Source organism: Aeoliella sp., assembly GCF_965227375.1.
Taxonomy (GTDB): domain Bacteria; phylum Planctomycetota; class Planctomycetia; order Pirellulales; family Lacipirellulaceae; genus Aeoliella.
In genome coordinates this window covers 139,917-160,274 of record NZ_CBDDFX010000001.1, presented here as the reverse complement: position 1 = coordinate 160,274, position 20,358 = coordinate 139,917, and the positions used below count along the sequence as shown (strand labels likewise).

Genomic DNA, 20,358 nt, shown 5'->3' with positions numbered 1-20,358 from the left:
TTTTCTTTTCCCGGTTCAGTCCACAGTCTAATTACCCCGTCATGCTGCTAGCCACTCAGTCCCAAAGCATCACCGGCACCCAGCAGTACTTTGAAAAAGTGCTCATCCAAGGAGACTACTACCTGGGCCAGGAGATATCGGGCCACTGGCACGGCAAAGGTGCCGACATCCTGGGAGTAGGGCAGGGATCAGCGGTGACCAAAGACGCGTTCTTCGCCCTCCTGGAAGGCAAACACCCACTCACGGGTGGTCGTCTCACTCAACGCCACCGCCAAGACCGCCGCCCCGGCATGGACTTGACGTTTAGTGTGCCCAAGAGCGTCTCGCTGGTTTGGGCCATCCTGGATGACGAGCGAATACTCGAGATCTTGCGCGAAGCGGTCCACGAAACGATGCGACGCGATGTGGAACCCCTCATGCAACGCCGCGTTCGCCAAGGCAAACACGCCAGTTCCAAACAACGCACCCCGACCGGGAAGTTGATCTACGCCGACTTTCTGCACAAAACGTCCCGTCCTGTAGACGGCCAGCCTGATCCCCATTTACACATTCACGCCTTCATCATCAACTGGACCGAGGACAACGGCAAACACTACGCCGCCGAACTCGAGGAAATCGTCCGTCAGCGCCCGAGTCTGCAGGCCAAATTCGACGCCCGTCTCGCGCGTAAGCTCCAGGACTTGGGATACTCAGTCGAACATGTCCGCTATCTGCAGGGAGGGAGGCTCAAACGAGGCTGGGAAATCAAAGGCGTGTGGCGATCGATCATCGAGAAGTTCAGCCGCCGTACCACCCAAATCGAAGAATACGCCGCAGAGCACGGTATCGTCGATCCGACCAAGAAAGGCCAGCTCGGCAAACTCACCCGTGATAAGAAGGACGATGGTCGGTCAGTCGCTGAATTACAATCCCTGTGGCAAGATCGACTTACCCCGGAGGAGAGGGCGGCGTTCGACAAGCTCCTGCGGGACAACAGCCAGGGCGAAACCGAAGCAGCCCGAGCCAATGAGGCCGAGCGGGCGATGAAGTCCGTCGAGTACGCCCTGGAGCATCACCTGTACCGGCAATCGACCGTCGAACGCCACCAGGTCGTCGCCACCGCCCTGGAACACGGGTTAACACTCCATCCCAAGGACGTCGAACAAGCCCTTGATAAGATGGACGTTATTTGCCGTGAGCTCGATGTTCACGGCCACAAGCGGCGATTGATAACGACACGTAGCGTCCTGGATGCGGAACGCAATCTGATCCGGTTTGCCCGCGACGGTCGCGGTACGCGCAAGTCGATATCCCGCGCCGAGCACGAGTTCTCCCGGGATTGGCTCAACAAACAGCAGAAGGCGGCAATCCGGTACGTGTTGAGTTCGCGGGACACTGTGATGGCGGTCATCGGCGGCGCGGGAACCGGTAAGACTTCCTTGATGAAGGAAGCCACCGAAGCCATTGAAAAGAATGGCAAAAACGTGTTCACGTTTGCCCCCAGCACCGGCGCGAAGGAAGTCCTGGAAGGCGAGGGATTCAAGAATGCCCAAACGGTGGAGCACTTGGTCCGAAATACCAAACTTCACGCCAAACTGAAGGACCAGGTGATCTGGGTCGATGAAGCCGGTCTGGTGGATGTGCGGTCGATGAATGCCGTGTTCGCGATTGCCCGCGAGCAGAATGCCCGTGTGGTGCTTTCCGGCGATCCCCGCCAGCACGCATCTCCACGTCGTGGCGAAGCCATGCGGCTATTGGAAAAGGAAGCGGGCCTGGAGATTGCCCGCACCGAGGTCATTCAGCGCCAGCGCGGCAAGTATCGCCAAGCGGTAAACCTCATCAGCAAGGGCTATGAGATCGTTGATCACCGCACGGGCAAGTCGGGCCTCCTGGCCGGGTTCGATCTGTTGGACTCGCTCGGCAAGATCAAGGAGATATCGTCCGACGATCGGCATGCGGAGCTCGCGAAGACGTATTTGGGGGCAATAGGGAAGGGAAGGTCGTCGCTGGTGGTGGCTCCCACGCACGCTGAGGCAGAGGCGGCGACAGCAGAGATCCGTTCTCAACTGCAGCAGCAGGGCAAACTCTCCCACGACCAAACGTCCTTCACGCAGTATCAGTCGCTGAACCTTTCCGAAGCCGAGAAGGCCGACCCGCGAACTTATGACAAACACCAAAAACTCGTCATCCAGTTCCACCAAAACACTGCTGGCAAGATCAAGCGGGGCGATCGGTACCAGGTCATGGGCGTCAAGGACGGCAAAGTCGAGCTGCGAGGACTTCAAAGCCAGGAACGTAAATCACTCCCCTTGGATGCAGCCGACCGTTTTGAGGTGTATTCGGAGAACACTCTCCAGCTCGCCGTTGGCGACAAGGTCCGCTTCAGCCTGGGTGGGACCACCAAGGACAAAAAAAGCCGCATCAGCAACGGACGTCTCGACGAGATCAAGGGTTTTGATCGGCAGGGTAACCTGATCCTGACAAACGGCTGGGTTGTCGACAAAAACTACGCCCACGTGGATTTGGGGTACGTCATCACCAGCCATGCCAGCCAGGGTAAGGACCGCGACATGGCGATAGCGGCCATGGGATCTCAGTCTTTGCCCGCGATCAATGCCCGTCAGTTTTACGTAACCGTATCACGTGGGCGCGAGGACGTGGTCCTGTTCGTGGATGACAAGGCCAAAGTCCGCAGTGCTATCCAGCGGTCTGGCGAGCAGGTGTCTGCCACGGAGATGGTCCGTTCCGCAGCACAAACCCGTGAAGCCCGGACTCGACAGACGGCATTGCAGCAGGAGAGGGCACTCTCGTTCAGAGATCGAGTAGTGCGGTGGTGGAACAATCTTCGTTCCCATGTCCAAACGCATGAGCCGGTCGGCCGACACCGCGCCGCCGCTGGGCGGGATAGGGGACAGGGGATGGGGATGCAACCAAGTTTAAGTAGGAGCCGGTAACCATGTCGAATGTCGCACGAGCTTTTGATCAGCACACCCACCGTGGAGTTGTCCGCAGTGTGCCTGGACCTGCGTCCAATGACCGGAACGACAACGCGGCTTGGGAGGTGCTCCCCATGGGAGCGATGCCGCCGATGATGTTCCAGTTGCGGCTGCACGATGGAAGTTCCAGGTCTTTTGCGTTTAGCGACCTGCGGGAGGTCTCGTGCCCTCACGCGGGCGTGGTGCAGCTGCACCTGTTTGCCATGGCCAAGCTGGTCATCACGATTGAAGGCAGGCATCTGCGGGAGTTGGCCGGGGGGCTGAGTTGCGCCGGTATCCGTTGGGTACAGGAGTCCGATCCCCGCAGTGCCGGTCGTCCCGAAACGGAGCCGGAAGTGACACGAATTACGATTGAACAGATCGCAGATTAGGCCAGTTTTTCTGCTGGATGGGAGTTTGTCCTAAATTTAGGACAATGCATTTCGACGGACGCCCGAGACCGAGCGCCCGCCGCAACGGTAGGGGGTTTAGTTGGTGAGACTGTGTCGTTTCGCGTCCAGCTCGAAGATCAGGCACGTGTCATGCAGACCAGGAATAAAGCTGCTGCGGTAGCGTCTTCGCGACGACGTGTTGCCATGCTGCAGGCGAATGATCTCCGTGCACGCGGGCCATAGTCCGACTTCCAGGGCCTTGCTGACCAGTAGCTGAGGCAATGGCTGGTAACGTCCACCGTCGCTGTATCCACCGATTAGCACGGCGATCTTGCCGCCAGGTGTCAAGACGTTTCGGCAATTCCGCAAGACCTGCTGCATCCGCGCGAGGAACGATTCCAGGCTGTCGGCATTGGATAGGCACCGAGCGTCCTTGTTGTAGCGAATCATCCGCCAGTAAGGTGGATGCATCCACACGAAGTCCACCGGACAAAGATCGACGTAGCTCATGGGATTTACCGCGTCCAGGCCGTGGCGAATGTCCATTGTGTCGCAGGAAATACCCAATTCCTGACAGACATCGCCGCAAGTACCGCTGCCTGCCATGACATCGAGCACTCGGCCTGGCCGGTAGTACTGGAGCAGATCGCGAATCAGGTACCCGCCGCAGTTGCCACGATAGCGGGACGAACCATAGGGACCGCGTGGGACCATGCTGTGGATACTGGTCAGGTGCGGGACCGGACTGTTGTTTATGGGTGCCAGCGGCAACTCGATCAGCTGCCGGCGGTCGGCCAGGGCATTGCGCTCCCGGCCTTCCGCTTGGGCGAAGCAGAAGATCATTGATCTCCACCACGATTGGCTTTGGCCTCAGCCTTCAGCTCTCGCTCGCGATTGTACGCCTGGACCAGCAGGTTGGCGGCCCGAAGGTACTCGCTGCCTGAGAGGGCCTGCGTTTCGTGCCATTGCCCCTCGGCATCCCGGTAGCTACGAGTGAGCTTGCCGGAGAACCGGACGCCATCGCCTTCCTTTCTGGGATTCTCGAAAATCGCAATCTTCAGAGAGCCATCGGCGAATTCAGCGACTGGCCGGTTTTTGGGTTGAGTGTTGTTAGACATTGTTTTTCTCCTTTGTGGTTAGGGTTGATGATGCCATCCGCCCGGCGGACGCATAGAACCGCTAAGTCAAGGGTTTGCCGCACAGCGGCTCGTCCAAAAATCTTCAAGCGCAGCGGCCTGGGAAGATTTTTTGCGACCCTTGAAAGAGCGAGTTCGCGTACGCCAGGATTGGCAATCTGAGAACCTCACCCACAAATGGAAAGGAAAACCTGTCAATGTCGAGCAGCACGAAACCAGTTGGCCAGCGTTTCCCCGGTGGACGTGTGATTTTGAAGTGTGGAAAGGAGTAGGGGTACGGCAATAGCAAACCAACTTGTATGCGAGACAATGGATTGAATTGCGGGGCTTTTCTGGGCGATTCGCGGACCGCCAACCTGTGGTCCGTTTGTCGCGGGGCAATAGAAGAAGAGGGTGCGCCGGGGGTGGTGGCGTGCAATTCTGAGTTCGACAAAGTGGGAGGGCGGCTCGCTGGCCTCATTAGCCAAAGCGATGCCGCCAATTGGGTCCATTTATAGAGTTGGTCCGGCAGCCCTGACTTGGCTGGTTGCCAAGCGGCGGAGGACATCGTTCCAGTCTTCTCCTTCGCGGCGCGGGAGCTGGTGCGTCACCTGCTTTCCGTGGAGGTCGACCTCGGAAAGGGCCATGGCAATCGTCTCTGCCAGCTGGAGGCCTCCTGAGTCGTTGTCCATCGCCAGGATGATCATGCTGCTTGATGGCATTTTTTGGGCCGCGGATTGGAGGAGGGACTGTTGCAGGGGGCTGATCTGTCCGGCAGTGCTGACGAAGCGTTTCCCATTCGTCCCAAACAGTGTGGCATAGCTCAAAGCGTCGATCGCGGTTTCACAGATAACTAGCTCATTGTCATCGGGTCTGGGACGCGAACAGAAAAGTCCCTTGACGCCGCCGGTGGAAAACCCAGTGAAGCCGCGATTCTTGATCTCAAAGCCGCACAGGCCGTCCGTGTTGAAGTGGGCGAAGAGGGCATTGCGGCGGTGGTCAGCGCGAATACGCTCAGCAAAGATCGGGTCGGCTAAGACGGTGGTGATTTGACGTTGGCTCTCTAGGTACTCGTGATGACCATGGATCGGGTTCGCATTTTCCCATGCTGCACCGACCTTGGCCACGTCGTGTTGGCTCGGAACAAGTTCTGGGAACTGTGGTAGTGGAGATGCCGTGGGCGGACCCGCCCGGCCCAGCCAAGGGCGTAGTCTTTTGCGGACCTCGCCAATGGAAAGGCGATCGCGCAGTTGAACAAAGTCCACGATGGTGCCGCTGTCTCTCGAGTCGTGCGCGTTGGCATAGATCCAATGCCGGTTGGACTTGCGGGTGACAATGCACTTGTCGCCGTTGGCGTGGCGCATGACGGAGTAGTGACGAGAGCTGGCCTTGGGGTCGATCGTGTAACCGCGCGAGTACATGTAGTCACGGAGATCGATGGCGGTCTTGAACTCGTTCAGTTCGTCACAGCGAGCAGGAAGTGTCATAAAACCACCCTAGCGCGGACAAATCTCTCGGGCAAAGCATTTCTCGACTAAGGCACACGAGTGGGGTGGACACATGGGATAGCTTGCCAAACTAAGCGATCGGTGCTAAACAAGATTGCATCTCCATTCTAAGATCCACCGGTGTTTCCATGAGAAGCTCGTGCGGAAGTCGATACCCGATCAAAACGATCAGTAATAGTCGTAGACAGCCCTATTTCCTGAAGACTTGCGGAGAAATTCCATGTCAAAGTCGATTCTCGAAAACGCGGTCGGATTCGTAGCAGGAATCCTTGGCGGCAGCATCAAGGCTCAGCATGAGTTTTTGCAGACAGTGCGACGAGCGGAAGACTGTCTCAATACGGGAAACATGAATGAGGCACGCATCGCCTATGAAGAAGCGATCCAACTATTCGAGCAGTTGCCGGAAGACTGCAAGAAACGAAACCCTGGGGCCTACAGCCACCTAATTGGTAGATTCGCATCGGTGCTAGATGAATTGCAGGACTTTTCGGTTGCGAAATCTTACCATGAGCGAGCGATAGAGCTAGTCCGACAGGAGGTCGCCGATGGTACTGAGGACGACTTGGACACTCTGGCACTGAGGTTGCGCAACTACGGGAACACTCTTGCGGACTTGAGAGACTACGCCACAGCACTTGCTGCCTATGAAGAGTCTTTGGCCATCCGCAGAAAGCTAGCCGCACAGTACGGTGAATTATTCGACGAAAAGGTTGCCAAGAGCTTGCACGCCTACGGTAGGCTGCTGCAACTCATGGGAGATCCCGAACGGGCGAAGGAGACCTTGCTCGAAGGGCTTGAGGTGCTCGCGGGGCGCGAGGTGGAATTCGCACCAACATTTGCCGATACGCTTTGTTCATTGAGTATTGCGTTCGCTGATCTCGGAGAATACGAGTCAGCACGGTCTAATGCGATGCAGGAATTGGCGGTACGTCAGTCATTGAGAGACCCCAAAGACATAGCAGATTGCCTGATGAATCTAGCCGACTTCGAGCACAAGCTGGGTGACTTCTCGCCAGCCGAAGACCACCTGAACGAGGCAATTGGCATCTTGGAAGCGCCGACTAAATCCGGCATGGCGACAGACGACGCCTCGCTTTCTGCTTGCCTCAACAATTTGGGTAATCTGCTGAGTTGCCAAGCCAGATACCGCGAGGCTGAAGACGCCTTTGACAAGGCATTAAGAATCCGAGAGGCATTGGCCGCCAGCTTACCTGCTGTCTATTCACTTCGGTTGGCTAGTACGCTCAGCAACCTAATGTGCGTTAAGAACGACTTGGGCAAGTTTGAAGAAGGGCGGGCTCTGGGAGATAGAATCTTGCAGCTGCTCGAACGTCTCCCGGAAACTACCGACGAAGAGTCTCGCGAGATAGCAGGCAGATCGTGGTTCAACCTGGCTAATACGTGTGCCCAAATGAGTGATTTCGAGGGAGCAAGGTATGCTTTTACGAAATCTATCGAGATACAGAAGACTCTGGTAGCTGACCAGCCACATCGGTACAGAGCCAAACTGGCAAAATCTCTCTGCGGTCTGGCCACGGTATTAAACTCCATGGGAGACAATGTGGCTACTCGCTCGACTTTTGCCCACGCGGTGACCATGCAAAGAGAACTGGCACTTTCGGGCTTGCTCGAAGATCTCGAGCAGTTGGCCGTTGTCCTGTCCAACTACAGCTATGCATTGATGCAAATGGGGGACGATGATGAGAACATCGAGATCATGGAAGAAGTCGTTAAGCTGGAGGAACGGATCGCGGAGCTGCATCAGCAAGAAGTCCACCAAGGTTTAGGCGATGCTCTACACGATTTGGGTTGCTCGCTCCTCCACCGCGGCAAAGGTGAAGACATTCGCAGGGGTGGGGAGGTGTTGCGCCAGGCAGTTGAGATTCGTAGTGATCTTGCGGGATCAAATTCACTGAAGGCGATTGCGGAATTGGCGCTGTCGAGGCAAGCCTTGGGCAAATTGTTGCTGGTGCTTGGTGAATTACAGCCCGGCAAGGAGATGTTGCAGGCGGCAGCGGAAGGATTCCGAGAGGTTGGAAAACGGGAGCCGGAAGCCTATCTTCAACAACGAGTAAGTGCTTATGTTGAGTACGCGGAGATTGGACTGACAAGCGCCATCGAAACCTCTGATTTAGCAGGCCTCCAGGAGATTTATGGGTGGTTGGAAGAGGCCTCCCAAATCGGCGAAAATCTGCGGTATCGCTTCTTACATCCAGGGCAACGGCGACTCAGCTTTGAACGCAATATTCCACATGTGCTGCAGCTATTGGTGATTTGTTGTTTTGAGATGTGGAATCATGACAAGGACGATGAGGCCAAGCTGGAGGCCGCCGTTCTGTATAGCGAACGAGGCAGGGTTCGTGCTTTGCTGGATGCCCTGCAAGAGCGCCCCGAACCAATTAACACGCCATCGAAGCTGGTAGAGCGGCTCCGGGTGTCCCGGAAGAACTTGAGTATTTTGGCTGATCGGATGCAAGAACTGGAATCTCCTCGTGCGCGATTCCTACCGGCGGAGGGGGGACCAGGGAGCTTCGAGCTAAGCAACCGTGCATTTGAAGAAAGCCTTGAAGAAATCAAGGGTAGCTACTACGCCGAATGCGACATCTATCAAGAGACCATCAATGAGATTCGCAAAAACTACGATCCGCTGTTCGATCCCGAAGGAACCTCTAACGACGTAACTGTCGACCAACTCCGCGCCGCATTCCCCGACCCGGAGACTGTTGCCATCCAGTATACGATGACAGACTGGGGGACGGTGGCTATTACTTTGACTTCGTCTGGCTTAGAAGGCGTGCTCTTGCCGGAAACGCGGCGGGATATTTTGCGATCCATCGCCGAGAGATGGTTGGTGAGCATTGGGCAGGTAGGTGAAAACCGAAGCCTGCACTCTCAGGACGAGAACATCGACAGTGTTGTTCAGGATGTATCCAGTTTATTCACATTGCCATTCGCGGGACGATTGCCTCCGGGCACGCGGCGCGTCCTCATCGTTCCCCATCGAGAATTGCATTTGGTTCCGTGGAACGCCTGCTGGATAGATGACGACAATCGCTTGGCCGATCGATACGAAGTATCGATAGAATCTAGCTTGGCCGTCTACTGCGCGACCGCATCGCGCAATTATGCAAAGCGAAACCAGGTGTTCTGGCTGGATATCCCAGACCAGAACTTGGAGTACCACGAGTTGGGATTTGCTCGTGTAGAATCGCATTTTAGCGGAGTAAACCGCCACTCGGTTGAAACGGTTGACCCATCCGAGTTCCGATCTGTGTCCGCGGATGTCGATATCTGGCACTACGGCGGGCAATGCCAATTCAATAAGGAGAGTCCACTGGATTCACTGTTCGGCCAGGAGCAACGCTCGAATACGCTGACGTTGCGTGATGCATTCGTGAGTCTGCGACTTCCTGGGACGCGTTTGGCATTTCTGGCAGCGTGCCAGACGGGTCTGGTCAATTCTGATGAACTTGATGACCATGTGGGTTTCCCGCAGGCGTTCTTGCGCGCGGGAGCGCGGTGCGTCATTAGCAGCTTGTGGAAAGTCCATGACTTGGCCACCACGCTACTGGTTGACCGCTTCTACTGGCACCTGAGCCAGGGTCTGGAAGCGGGACAATCGCTACGAGAGTCACAGAACTGGCTGCGCGGAGTCCCTGACAGCACAGGGGTTTGCCTCACAAACGGCCAGGCTGTGCTAGACTACTTGGATAACATCCGATTTCTTGATAGCATCGATCTGACCAAGGCGAAGCTGCTAAGTCTTCGCGATTGGATGGACGATTTCAAACAGTCATCGCCTTTTGCTTCCACCTATTATTGGGCGGGATTCCAACTGTCGGGTTACCCAGACTAGTCGCAGGCTGAATCTGCCTCCTCTTGCTCATGCCAAACTCACCGGGAAAGCGAGACGAAGCAAAGGAAGGGACCGGCGAGCATCGTGGTGAATCAGTCCAACCAGATGTGTACAACACGCATGCCTTTCGGGAGATTCTCGATAGCGAGTACCGCAACTACCTGCCGAGCTATCTTGAGGTTCTACTTGCGCTCTGGAGTGATGGCAAAGAGGTCTCCATGTTGTCCGATCTGGAGTTGCTGCAAGTACTCCAAGAGATCAATTCTCAACTGGCTGGACTCGATGCTAGCGCTCCTCAAGTGGTAAGAACTCTTGACAACCTTGAGAAGAAGCTAGCCGATGCTCTCTACTTGGCTGCCGCGCGCGAAAAATGCACTGAGGCAAAGGACGTCCTTAAGAATAGGCTTCAAGGCGGCCATCTTGGCCCAACAGGCAGTTCAGAAGGAATCTCCCATTTTTGGGTGATGCTGTGCAAGGTTGCAGCTAGTATTCCAATTACAGTATTCAGTCTTGGTGGAACCGGTCAAGCGGATGCAGTTTCAGATATTCCCCATGAACCTGTCGGCATTCACCGGTTAGTAGCAGATACGGAAGTCAAGCCTGCAAAAAGAGTTGACTCTCCGCAGCAAGAGGTAGAAAATGGGGAGCTAGAGGTAGGGAGGCCTCCAGCAGTTTCGCTACGAGACAACCGAGATCAAGAGACCGAGTATAAGGCCGACATCATGCACTTGTGGGGCAAGGTGTCCCACGCGGCACAATTGGAGTTGCTTGAAGACTTCAAAAAACAGGAAATCGATGGATACCACGTACTGGTGTTTGGTAGTCTAGACACAAAGGTGACAATCAGAGGTTTCAACTCGTGGCTGAAGGAGCAAGCCTCTGAGGCGGGTGAACTTACCCCTAGCGAAGACCGTCCTTTCGTTGCCCACGCTATCCAGTACTTCCGACGGAAGCTTGGTGTCGAACTTCGGCTGGTACAGCCTGGAATGAAGCCGGAAGAGTGGCCAGAATGTACCGTTTCTTTCGAGAAGAAGGGCAACAGCTTCTTGTTCAAAATAGCCTCCGCCGATAAAAGCCAAGATCGACTGAAACGCCCAGTTTCTCTCCCCCTTCTCCAGGCAAAGCGGCGTTCGAAGGCTACTACCGCCGATCCAGAGGCCTAATTCTCTCTTTTTTGGTTGACCAGTGGCGTACGCCACAATATGATTCCAGGCATAGGTGGCGTACGCCACTTTCCTGTGGGGCAATTCTCCCCAGGCACTGAACTCAGGAAGCGGGAGGACAAACTGTGAGAAAAAACGACGCACAAACGGATGCTTCGGTCGCTTTGGATGAAATTGAATCTGATTTGGTGAGAGCCGCACTGGCATTGCTCATTGCGGCAAATTGGTACCGCGATCTGGCCGACCAGATTCTCCGCATCGATCCAAGCCTCCTACGAAAGGCTGGCTTCACGTCGGAGGACGTTCCAATGCTCCGCCTCCATCATGCGGAGCTGCAGCGGTGGCACAAGTATCTCGATGGCATGGATTCCCAAGCTAGTAATCGTCGGATGAGGTCGTTAGACCCTCGCTCCAATTCTTCGTCATCCACGGACTAACCAAATCACCCCACCACACGGCACCGCCGGACCGCTCGAACCCTGCCAAGCCGTTTCCCACCCGTATTCGAGGGAAAGGAGAAAACCATGAACTCAACTTTTTTGGTTGCCCAAGCTGCTGAAGGTGGCTTCCCCTGGGGCGCGCTGATCCTCGTGGTCGGCCTGATCTGGATGGTCGCCGCGTTCTGCGAAGCCTTCAAGCCCAAGGGCTACACGGTCAACCACAAATCGCGAACCGAGGTTACTCCCAAGCGGTAGCCGCCTCCCTGCCTTGGTTTGGCGTCCGGCGCAGCGGCAACCCCGCCGCCGGACGCCGCCATCGCCCATGTAGTCACCTTACCACTAGCTCGGGATGTTCGGCGGCTCTCCCCGCGGGACCGCCGACTCCCGATCTTCCCCTGTTATCCCTCAACCCATCCGCACCCAAATCCCATGTCCCATCTAATCGATTTAATCGAAGCCGATACGCCGGTGAAAGAGATCATCTTGGCCATCAACAGCATGACCAAGGTCGACCTCGAAGCCGCCGCCAAGAACCTAAATGACAACCACGTTACCCGCCTGGGCAGCTGGACCGTCAAGTCCCTCCGGTCGGCTGGAGTCGAAACCCGGCTGCACCAAGGCGGACTGCTCCTGTTCTATCTGCTGGCTACCAAGCAGGACGGTCGGACCGGCTTATTCGACAACGTCTGCCAAGAGTTGGGCATCGCGACCAACCAGGCCTACGACCGTATCCGGGTTTTCGAGTACTGGTCGAAGAGTCTGCTGGCAGAACCGGAACTCATGCAGTGGTTCCGTACGGTATCGCTGCGCTTGCTGGCGATGGAACGTGTCCCGCAATCGGCGCGTGACGAAGCCATCGAAATCGCGAGAAGCGGAGAGCTAGTCGACGAGAAACGCGCCAAGGAACTGATTGGCAAGTATGTCGACGACGTCGAGCAGGAGCCGGTTCCAGTCACTCCCCGCAAGAAGGCCGCTGCCAAGAACGTCCGCGCACCGGGCCGCAAGCGTCGAGGCCCACCTGCCAAGGAGGTGTTTCGACACACCGAGGAGGACACCCGCGTGATCATCGAATCCGCGAACCCGAAAGCGAAGACCAATCCAGCGCTGTACATCCCCATCCTGGAACGAGCGCTGGCCGCCTATCGCAACCTCTGCGACGTGGCGGGACCAGACTTGGAAGATCTCAACCTAGTTTAGGAGCCCGAACCATGACTGATGATCTCGGACAATTCGACGAGGTGTTCCCGCAATCGCCCACCGGCGACGCACGACCGCCCAACTCCAAACCACTCCGCCGCCGCAAACCAGCCAAGCAACAAATCGGCTTCTGGTGCGCCAACGCCCTGGTGACGCCAGTGGCGGCCACCTGTTGCCTGGTGATCAGCGGCGAAGGTTGGCGAACGCTCCTGGGAATCACCAGCATGCGATTGCACTCCCTGCCAATTCCGGGCGCAGATTTGTTGCGCAACTACAGTGGCTTCAACAAACTAGACCTGGCGATTCTCTGCTCGCTCGTGCTGCTAGTCGCGGTCGAAATGGTGTACGTGCGATTTTTCATGCTCCTGATGGAAAACGGCAACCTGACTGAGCAGCGCAACAAGAACCCGATCCTCTTTTTTCTATTGTCCGCCATCGCCCTCGTGATCGTCGGCGGCGACGCGGGGATCTTCTATCTCGGGCTGGCCAGCAAGGCTGCCAATAGCTGGACCGAGACCCCCGCCTATGTACCCGCCGTGGCAACGGCGGTCTGGCTGGCCTGCCTGGGAGCCTACGCCGCCTGGGTGGCCGACTACAAGTGCTCCGGCACAGTCTGAACTGAGTCATTGAACACACCGCGCTACCGGTGCGCGGCCATTATCACCGCGGTTCGTACCGCACAACCCGAGGATTTAAGAAAATGACTATCCGCTATGGAAACCGTTGTGTGGGTTGCCCCCCTCGTTGTCCGCATAACGACGGGGATGGGTGCCTACTGGTAATTATCATCTTTCTGCTGGGCCTCTTGGTCATCTCGAGCGGTTGCATCGAGAACCCACCGATGGACCAGCAAAAACCGTTTGAAGTCCAAGAGCTGGACGCAGCCTTGTCGATCGTGGTCGATCAATCGGGCTCCTTCTGCGGCGAGTGGGACGATCGCGCCTACGATCTGTTTCTCGAATTGATGGACCAGTTTTTCACTACCAGCATGGGCGGGGAGACCCGAGTGGTCATCGCCCAGCTGAGTGGCAACGAGAACACAATCCTCTTCGAAGGACGCCCGGGTGAGCTGCGTAGCCGCTTCCACTCGCCCGCTGAGCTGAGCGCGTTCCTGCACGAACACGCCGATGGCGGCGGCTCTCATGTCTATCAAGCCACGGCCGACACGCTGAACTATGTCGGTTCCCTACAGGGTGTCACCGAGAACACCCGGCTGTTGACTGTCATCTTGAGTGACATGCAGGACAACCAACTTGATCGCCAAGCTCGCCAGCAGTCCGGCAGTGAACTGTTGGAGGCTTTGAAAGACTATCAGCAACGTGGCGGCGCGCTGGCGCTGTACTTCGTTGCCGACGATGAAATCGATCGCTGGCATCGCATTCTCAAGACGGCCGGATTCGAGCCGGGCATGTACCTGATCGAGAACGACATCGTCGAGAACCCACAGCTCCCTCGATTCGACTGATTGGACATATCTCAGTTTAGATTCACACGCGCGGGGCAATAGAGAAAGAAATGGTTGTATCTAGCGAACAAGCTGCCGCCGTCGACTCCCTGGAGGATCTTGTGAGCGATCTTCCCCGGGGCAGGAGCGCGGACTATGTCGGCATGCCTTCCAACTCTCACTTCGAGCATCCCCGGAACCTGCTGGCGACCGAGTCGCTACGGTTCGACCCCGAGAAGAATAAAGCATCAAAATACTTCCTGGGCGTGGTGGGTGGCTCGGTGGTCACCGGCACCCGGCTGCCCGACGGTCGACCCAACCGTTGGATCGAGGGGGGCACACCCCTGGGCGTGGGCACTGACCAGCACCTGATGACCCTCTCGTACAGCCGTGGCGGTAAGGGCCGGGCAGGGCTGGTACCGAATTTGATCTTGTTACCGAAGGAGACATCTGTCCTCTGCATCGACCCTAAGGGTGACTTGGCGCGTTTCACGGCTAGATGGCGAGCGGACGGGCTGGGGCAGGATTGGGTGGGAGTGCTCGACCCCTTCCGTTGTTCCGGCAGTCGCACCGAGCGTTTCCACTGCGTCTACAACCCGATTGAAATGTTGCTCCAGTCCGAGTGGCGAACGTTCGTTGCCAATGCCCGGATGATCGCCGACTCATTGATCGTGACCGGCAATCAACAGGAAGAGCATTGGAGTGAAACCGCCCGGCAGATGTGCGGCGGACTGTGCGCACATGTAGCCACGCATGTGAACTATGAGGGGAGGAGGGACTTGGTGACGGTGTGGCAGCTGGCCTCCGAACTTGCCACGCCGGATCCCCACAACCCACAACGATACTGGCTCGAAGAGGAAATGCTGGCCAATGACGCTGCTGGTGGCATGATCCGTGCCGCCGCGCGTCAGTTCTACGACCGCACGGGAGGTGAGTTCAGCAGTGTGCTGTCGAATCTGAGAAAACACCTCGACTTTATCTCCTACGAATGCATGGGAGACGTGCTCCGCGGTGACTCGGTCGATTTGCGGGACCTGAAACGAAAGTTCGTGACGCTGTACGTCACGCTACCCGCGTTACGGATGGACGCCCTCCGAGGCTGGATGCGACTGCTCGTGCAAATGGCCCTGGTGGCCTGCGAAGAAGAGCGAACCCTCGTGGGAAATCAATGCGTTTTCGTCCTCGATGAATTCCACGCCCTATCCAAACTGAGCGCGGTGGAGACCGCCATAGCGCAAGTGGCAGGCATGGGGGCCAAGCTCCATATAGTGCTGCAGAATCTAAGCCAGTTAAGCGCTTACGAGAAGAACTATGAGACTTTCATCGCGAATGCCGGACTTGTTCAGATTCTAGGCTGCGGCGACGACACCACGCTGGAGTACGTATCCAAGCGGCTGGGCCAAGCGTTGACGCTTACCCGTTCGACGAACTCTCCCACGTTTGAACAAGCCGCGAAGCAAGCGGCCACCGGCGAGTCGTGGTCACTCGCCAATCATCCCCTGATGACAGCCGAGGAGATCGGTCGCTACTTCGCCCGCGATGACAAGAAGTTGCGACAACTGATTCTGCGGCCTGGGTACCGTCCGATTATCGCACAGCGGGCATTTTATGATAAGCACGAACTGTTCCGGGGGAAATACGATGAAGAGTAACCGCAAAGTGCGCATCGTGGCTCCCGGCCTGCCGTCGCATCCCCCACTGATGTTTGATCCGAGGGAGCGTTCCGCCAAGGTCTCATTGCGCCACCCGACCTGGCGGAGTGTGGAGTGGGCCATTTATACGACCGAACTGGCGACGTGGGTGACGCTCGGACTGTTGGTCTGCCTGCTGTGGGTCAAGCTTCCGATCGTCGATCCGATGTTCCGCGGGCTGGCGCTTTTGTATGCGATGGTCTTGCCGTTTTATCTTGTCCGCTTCACGTTTCCATTGACGCTGCAACCCTTCTTGGCACGGCAGGTTTTCTGCACTCGAACCAGCCTCCGGTTTACTCCGCACTTGGTGGTCCTTCGCAGTCATCTATTTCCTAGGCCGGTGGTTATCTGGCGAGGGTGGAAAACTGCCTACGTCAAAATCCGCTTTGTGGTGCAGCCCGACCGGGAGGCGATCGCGTACTCAGGGAGCCTCGGTGCGAAGCGCAAGTTTCCCACCGACCATGTGAGGGATTCGAGGATGCTGGAAGTCGTGCTGACGACCGTGTATCGAAACCGGAGTATCGACTTTGACCGACAAGGCTCCCTGCTTAGATCCATCCCGATTACAGAGGCCGACAGCCGGTTGGCCATGCAAATGACGATGGTCTGTGCGGCGGCCGTCATTCTGACCGCGCCCGATCAAAAACCCGCTTCCAGCCAGCCAGCTGGCGGCACTGATATAGATGCTGCTTAGCCCACTAACCACACACTCAAACAACTCCACCGGAAACTACCGATGAAGTCAAATACGAATTATACGAAAGATCGATCGATGACCGCCGGGCAACTCGCCAAAACCTGTAGCGTTTTATTTGGACAACAGTGGAAAACTGCATTGGCCTCCCGCCTTGGCATGCCTCTGATGTCGATCCATCGTTGGTCGAGTGGCAAACACAAAATACCCACACCAGTGGCGCACCTAATCTTGCGCTGGGTTCGCTCGAAGGGAACGGTGTTAAGCCTCTGTGACCGAACGGGGAACATGGTTCGACCGTGGGCTGACGCGGGGTTTGAATGCCTTTGTGTCGACCTTCAGCACAAGGGATCACGTCAGCTAGGGAACATCACCTACATTGGGGCCGACTTGCTGTCTTGGCTTCCTCCTCCGCAGCGGTACGCCATGGTGTTTGCTTTTCCAGAGTGCACGAACGTTGCTGTTAGTGGGGCACGATGGTTTCGCAAGAAGGGGATTGGTGGCTTGTCGAGAGCTGTCGATCTGCTCGAAACCTGCCGACGTATCTGCGAGTGGTCGAAGGCTCCTTGGATGATCGAGAATCCTGTGTCGGTCTATTCCAGTTACTGGCGAAAACCGGACCACACATTTGATCCTTGTGAGTTTGGTGGATGGCTGGATCCACCTGGCGACGCTTACACCAAGAAAACATGTCTGTGGACGGGAAACGACTTTATCATGCCGGAGCGAAAGCCGGTGGAACCTGCAGAAGGCTCCAAGATGCACCGGATGCCACCCTCCAAAGACAGAGCTAATCGACGTAGTGAAACACCGCGGGGATTTGCGTTGGCCGTATTCGAGGCAAATGCACAGGTGTTGTTTGGACGGAATGCGTCCACTGCCACCTAAAGTGAGCATGAACTGAACGTTGAAGACTCTCAAAAGACTGCTCTCTTGTCAGCAAGGCAGGTGGCAGCGCTGTTGCCATGGATCATCTGAGTGGTTCGAGGATACTGGAAGTGGTGGTGACGACGGTGCTTCAAAACCGGACTACCGAATTCTAGCGACAGGAGTCCATTCTGAGGTCCATCGCCTGAACCGAGGCTGGCCATGCAACTGGCCATGGTCTGCGCAGCTGGCTCGCCGCTGGCGGCTCCGAAACAGAAACCAACGGCCAAAAGCCAAGTTCACGGCACCGACATCGACGCCACCTGAGGAGGACTACTATATGCTGCTCACGATCAAGGAGGTCGCTGCACGACTCCGCATCAGTGTGAGCCTCGCCTACCGGCTCGTCGCCCGCGGAGAGATTCCGTGCTACGAAATCGCCTCCTGCAAGCGGGTGGGTGAAGAGGACTTGATCAAGTATCTTGAACTCCAAAAGCGAGAACCGACCAAACTACCTCGTAATGTACGCAGACACTTTTAGATGCTTGATAGTGACCATCTAGCAGAAAGTACAGTACATCCGAATTAGAATGCCACAAGATTTCAGCGAACGTGGGTACCAATCTCCACGGACAAACGGTGTCTGCCGCGTCGCTGTATGGCGATGGTGTGGATAGCACCAACAGTTAAGGGATTTGGGCGGAGGCTCGCATGTGTCCGTTACGACTCACCGGGATCGAAGGCGATATGATAGACGTGAGCGACGGTCCGTTCGTTCAAGACTATCGCACGATCGAATCGTTATTCGTTGGCGGTTTCTACGACGCCGGAATGTTAGCTTTCTACGCATGTTTTGACGACGGCTGGTGAGGAGTTTTCGTTTCAAGCGTTGCTGTCGTGCTGAAACCGGCATCAATACGCATGGCGCTCTCAGTCGCCGCAGTGGCATTCGTCCTTCGAGGCAAACTGTTTGCGAATAACGGGACCAAGAAGTAGGAGAGTCGAGTTGTCCTGGCTCTCGGTTGCTTGGAATGCTCAGTCAACGCCCGCAGAAGTGCTATCGAGATTCAGATCTCGTCGAAAAGCCAGAAGATTCCGACAATCGGTCCACGCATTGCAAACGACGAACACGTCCCCGTAGTAATCGAGCTGAATCGTCGTCGGATATCGAACGAGTAGCTGATGCCAGCGGTCCTGGTCGCAAGAGTTTGAATGCAGCCCGGGCGTATGCAAAGCTTCTTCAAACAAATCTCGGCCTTCCTGTACGTCTATGATGCACTGCCCGGAATTGAGGTACTTTGCGGGGGCGTCACGTGGCGCTGTGCCGGCTTCAAAGTCTTTCTGGATGGACAAGCTTCGAGGATGCATGGTAGGGACGGCTCCAAAAAGAATAGCGGAGCCCTTTTCGTGCAGCAAGCGAATCGCAGATTGGGGAGAGTTCAAGAGAAGGCAATCATCACCGTCCAAGCAGAGCACATACCTAGTGGGGCAACTTCGTAGATAATCGAAAGTAGTCAATAATTTGTAGGCGTTTTGCCACACAGAAAGTTCGCGTCCCAGAACAGTGATTGGAATACAGGCGTGCGCCGCAAAACGCTCGAGCAGGCAAGGTACTGCCCGATTGTTCCAAGTAACAATCGTTACGTCCTGAAACCAGTCTTGTGACGCCCGAACTTTTTGCTCGGCATAGCGGATAACCCAATTCCAATACCGTTGATTGGACTCTACATAGGTGGCCCGCTTGCAGGTGCGAAGACCATTAAAATGGAGTGTTGTGACCGGCTTCTTCGACCCCCGACTCTCGATACGAGAGAAATCGAGAGAATCGCCTTGGGGCGAATCACCATCCGTTCTTGGAGGCATGGCTACATTGATTGTGGGGAGGATCGCGGACTAATCAAGCTCGGGTAGACTTATGGACTCCCAAGGTAAGGCACAGGAACTCGAAGAAGCCGATAGTTCAGTCATCTTCCTTGCGGCTGCTAAAGTAATTCAGGACTTCGCGATGGAGATCCGGTTTCGGACTGGACCAAGAATAAGCACCGCCATCATGAACAATATCGGCTTTCGGGTCGAATTTGTGTCTCGGAAGTATGCTTCTTCTTGATTGGTGCCGACGGTCCTGCCGCCGCCCGTGAGGCAGTACGGTGATCTTGTTGCGGGCAAATCCCACAGTCCCACTACCCATGGCAGCAACCCAATCTCTGGACCAGCGGAGGTAGTCAGCTGTGGCATTGCTGCCGATACCCTTCGCAAGGTATTCAATTTGTTTCCAGATCTCCAAGGGAGCAGCAAAGTGCTGGGGGCCAATTGGGGCTCGGTACACGTCGCAAACGTCTTGAAGACAGTGGAACACTTCGGGTTCCAGGGGCCGATTAAGGTCGATACAGACCCACGTGCCACCGGGCCGTTGCGAAGCAGAACCCACTAAGGAAGTAAAGAAGAGCGCAGAGTCTCCTCCTCCAACAATAAACTTGTCATACCATTCAACTCGATTTAGCAATTCGGCTCTGTAAGCCCACCCATATCCGGAGCCGATGGAGGTCAGCTGGCTGCGGCGCAGTAATCTGCAAGCTGGCAATTCAATGGTTTCGCCAAATGCGTAGGCCCTACCGGCAACGCTCACCACAGTATGCTCCTGCAGCGCCCGCACAACGTTGCGTAGCCAACTGGTATTCTCGAAGACGATGTCTGCATCGATCCAAGCAACATAGTCACAGTCCTTCAGGAGTTCTTTCGTTCCGACATTGAGTAACCGCTCCTTTTGCCACATCACGCTCTCAGAATGGAGCCGTAGTAGCTCATAGTCGCCCGCGGGGGCTTCACTCGATGCAGATCCAAAAAGCAACTCCACGAGTAGGATTCTGGCACCGCTCGCCTGGATGCCCTTCAAGCAAGCGTGAAGATTGCGACGCCGGCTACGATACCGACAGGGATTGAAGAAACAAGTGACGATTCCCAACTCCTTGTTCATCCGCGTTGATCCGCTGAAGGAGACTAAACTGCCAAAAGGACAGGACGTCGGTACTCAAGCTGT

Annotated in this window: 18 protein-coding genes; 13 read left to right on the top strand and 5 right to left on the bottom strand. The window is 56.2% G+C overall.

Going from position 1 to position 20,358, the window contains the following annotated elements; translation table 11 throughout:
* The first annotated feature begins 41 nt into the window (after window positions 1–41).
* Window positions 42–2,933: a MobF family relaxase gene (gene mobF, locus ACQK2L_RS00795; protein WP_425395030.1), complete on the top strand. Its 2,892-nt coding sequence runs from the start codon at window positions 42–44 to the stop codon at window positions 2,931–2,933.
* A 2-nt stretch (window positions 2,934–2,935) separates the two neighbouring features.
* Entirely contained in the window at window positions 2,936–3,346 is a 411-nt protein-coding gene (locus ACQK2L_RS00790) for a hypothetical protein (RefSeq protein WP_425395029.1), read from the top strand.
* A gap of 96 nt (window positions 3,347–3,442) precedes the next feature.
* Here ACQK2L_RS00790 and ACQK2L_RS00785 read toward each other — a convergent pair whose 3' ends face one another.
* The 3 genes from ACQK2L_RS00785 to ACQK2L_RS00775 form a co-directional block, all read right to left on the bottom strand.
* The gene (locus tag ACQK2L_RS00785) at window positions 3,443–4,189 is read right to left on the bottom strand and encodes a hypothetical protein (protein ID WP_425395028.1); all 747 of its coding nucleotides are present in this window, start codon (window positions 4,187–4,189) and stop codon (window positions 3,443–3,445) included.
* Window positions 4,186–4,464, bottom strand: a complete 279-nt coding sequence (locus ACQK2L_RS00780) for a hypothetical protein (protein ID WP_425395027.1) — start codon at window positions 4,462–4,464, stop codon at window positions 4,186–4,188. Before ACQK2L_RS00780 ends, ACQK2L_RS00785 begins: the two co-directional genes overlap by 4 nt.
* Before the next feature lie 509 nt (window positions 4,465–4,973).
* Window positions 4,974–5,882, bottom strand: a complete 909-nt coding sequence (locus ACQK2L_RS00775; protein ID WP_425395026.1) for a toprim domain-containing protein — start codon at window positions 5,880–5,882, stop codon at window positions 4,974–4,976.
* Between the two features lie 307 nt (window positions 5,883–6,189).
* Here ACQK2L_RS00775 and ACQK2L_RS00770 point away from each other — a divergent pair, with 307 nt between their 5' ends.
* The 11 genes from ACQK2L_RS00770 (at window position 6,190) to ACQK2L_RS00720 (ending at window position 18,191) form a co-directional block, all read left to right on the top strand.
* Window positions 6,190–9,825: a CHAT domain-containing protein gene (locus ACQK2L_RS00770; RefSeq protein WP_425395025.1), complete on the top strand. Its 3,636-nt coding sequence runs from the start codon at window positions 6,190–6,192 to the stop codon at window positions 9,823–9,825.
* Window positions 9,826–9,854: 29 nt separating this feature from the next.
* Window positions 9,855–10,988 (top strand): hypothetical protein, encoded by a 1,134-nt coding sequence (locus tag ACQK2L_RS00765; RefSeq protein WP_425395024.1) that lies wholly within the window; start codon window positions 9,855–9,857, stop codon window positions 10,986–10,988.
* A gap of 524 nt (window positions 10,989–11,512) precedes the next feature.
* Entirely contained in the window at window positions 11,513–11,683 is a 171-nt protein-coding gene (locus ACQK2L_RS00760) for a hypothetical protein (protein WP_425395023.1), read from the top strand.
* A 174-nt stretch (window positions 11,684–11,857) separates the two neighbouring features.
* Window positions 11,858–12,625 carry a hypothetical protein gene (locus tag ACQK2L_RS00755; RefSeq protein WP_425395022.1) on the top strand — a complete coding sequence of 256 codons (768 nt, stop codon included), beginning with the start codon at window positions 11,858–11,860 and terminating at the stop codon, window positions 12,623–12,625.
* 11 nt (window positions 12,626–12,636) lie between these two features.
* The gene (locus ACQK2L_RS00750; RefSeq protein WP_425395021.1) at window positions 12,637–13,242 is read left to right on the top strand and encodes a hypothetical protein; all 606 of its coding nucleotides are present in this window, start codon (window positions 12,637–12,639) and stop codon (window positions 13,240–13,242) included.
* Between the two features lie 224 nt (window positions 13,243–13,466).
* The gene (locus ACQK2L_RS00745) at window positions 13,467–14,090 is read left to right on the top strand and encodes a hypothetical protein (RefSeq protein ID WP_425395020.1); all 624 of its coding nucleotides are present in this window, start codon (window positions 13,467–13,469) and stop codon (window positions 14,088–14,090) included.
* Window positions 14,091–14,233: 143 nt separating this feature from the next.
* Complete coding sequence (locus ACQK2L_RS00740; RefSeq protein WP_425395019.1) at window positions 14,234–15,721, top strand: type IV secretory system conjugative DNA transfer family protein; 1,488 nt, start codon at window positions 14,234–14,236, stop codon at window positions 15,719–15,721.
* Window positions 15,711–16,454 carry a hypothetical protein gene (locus tag ACQK2L_RS00735; protein WP_425395018.1) on the top strand — a complete coding sequence of 248 codons (744 nt, stop codon included), beginning with the start codon at window positions 15,711–15,713 and terminating at the stop codon, window positions 16,452–16,454. Before ACQK2L_RS00740 ends, ACQK2L_RS00735 begins: the two co-directional genes overlap by 11 nt.
* Window positions 16,455–16,496: 42 nt before the next feature.
* Entirely contained in the window at window positions 16,497–17,342 is an 846-nt protein-coding gene (locus tag ACQK2L_RS00730) for a hypothetical protein (protein WP_425395017.1), read from the top strand.
* Between the two features lie 319 nt (window positions 17,343–17,661).
* A complete protein-coding gene (locus tag ACQK2L_RS00725; RefSeq protein WP_425395016.1) occupies window positions 17,662–17,862 on the top strand; it encodes a helix-turn-helix domain-containing protein in 201 nt (66 codons plus the stop codon).
* A 152-nt stretch (window positions 17,863–18,014) separates the two neighbouring features.
* Complete coding sequence (locus ACQK2L_RS00720; RefSeq protein ID WP_425397404.1) at window positions 18,015–18,191, top strand: hypothetical protein; 177 nt, start codon at window positions 18,015–18,017, stop codon at window positions 18,189–18,191.
* 165 nt (window positions 18,192–18,356) lie between these two features.
* Here ACQK2L_RS00720 and ACQK2L_RS00715 read toward each other — a convergent pair whose 3' ends face one another.
* A complete protein-coding gene (locus ACQK2L_RS00715; RefSeq protein ID WP_425395015.1) occupies window positions 18,357–19,184 on the bottom strand; it encodes a glycosyltransferase domain-containing protein in 828 nt (275 codons plus the stop codon).
* A 97-nt stretch (window positions 19,185–19,281) separates the two neighbouring features.
* Window positions 19,282–20,295: a glycosyltransferase family A protein gene (locus ACQK2L_RS00710; RefSeq protein ID WP_425395014.1), complete on the bottom strand. Its 1,014-nt coding sequence runs from the start codon at window positions 20,293–20,295 to the stop codon at window positions 19,282–19,284.
* Window positions 20,296–20,358 lie beyond the last annotated feature (63 nt).

Coding starts and splice junctions, on each gene's coding strand:
- mobF (WP_425395030.1), top strand. CDS start 42: ATGCTGCTAGCCACTCAGTCCCAAAGCATCACCGGCACCCAGCAGTAC.
- ACQK2L_RS00790 (WP_425395029.1), top strand. CDS start 2,936: ATGTCGAATGTCGCACGAGCTTTTGATCAGCACACCCACCGTGGAGTT.
- ACQK2L_RS00785 (WP_425395028.1), bottom strand. CDS start 4,189: ATGATCTTCTGCTTCGCCCAAGCGGAAGGCCGGGAGCGCAATGCCCTG.
- ACQK2L_RS00780 (WP_425395027.1), bottom strand. CDS start 4,464: ATGTCTAACAACACTCAACCCAAAAACCGGCCAGTCGCTGAATTCGCC.
- ACQK2L_RS00775 (WP_425395026.1), bottom strand. CDS start 5,882: ATGTACTCGCGCGGTTACACGATCGACCCCAAGGCCAGCTCTCGTCAC.
- ACQK2L_RS00770 (WP_425395025.1), top strand. CDS start 6,190: ATGTCAAAGTCGATTCTCGAAAACGCGGTCGGATTCGTAGCAGGAATC.
- ACQK2L_RS00765 (WP_425395024.1), top strand. CDS start 9,855: ATGCCAAACTCACCGGGAAAGCGAGACGAAGCAAAGGAAGGGACCGGC.
- ACQK2L_RS00760 (WP_425395023.1), top strand. CDS start 11,513: ATGAACTCAACTTTTTTGGTTGCCCAAGCTGCTGAAGGTGGCTTCCCC.
- ACQK2L_RS00755 (WP_425395022.1), top strand. CDS start 11,858: ATGTCCCATCTAATCGATTTAATCGAAGCCGATACGCCGGTGAAAGAG.
- ACQK2L_RS00750 (WP_425395021.1), top strand. CDS start 12,637: ATGACTGATGATCTCGGACAATTCGACGAGGTGTTCCCGCAATCGCCC.
- ACQK2L_RS00745 (WP_425395020.1), top strand. CDS start 13,467: ATGGACCAGCAAAAACCGTTTGAAGTCCAAGAGCTGGACGCAGCCTTG.
- ACQK2L_RS00740 (WP_425395019.1), top strand. CDS start 14,234: ATGCCTTCCAACTCTCACTTCGAGCATCCCCGGAACCTGCTGGCGACC.
- ACQK2L_RS00735 (WP_425395018.1), top strand. CDS start 15,711: ATGAAGAGTAACCGCAAAGTGCGCATCGTGGCTCCCGGCCTGCCGTCG.
- ACQK2L_RS00730 (WP_425395017.1), top strand. CDS start 16,497: ATGAAGTCAAATACGAATTATACGAAAGATCGATCGATGACCGCCGGG.
- ACQK2L_RS00725 (WP_425395016.1), top strand. CDS start 17,662: ATGCTGCTCACGATCAAGGAGGTCGCTGCACGACTCCGCATCAGTGTG.
- ACQK2L_RS00715 (WP_425395015.1), bottom strand. CDS start 19,184: ATGCCTCCAAGAACGGATGGTGATTCGCCCCAAGGCGATTCTCTCGAT.
- ACQK2L_RS00710 (WP_425395014.1), bottom strand. CDS start 20,295: ATGAACAAGGAGTTGGGAATCGTCACTTGTTTCTTCAATCCCTGTCGG.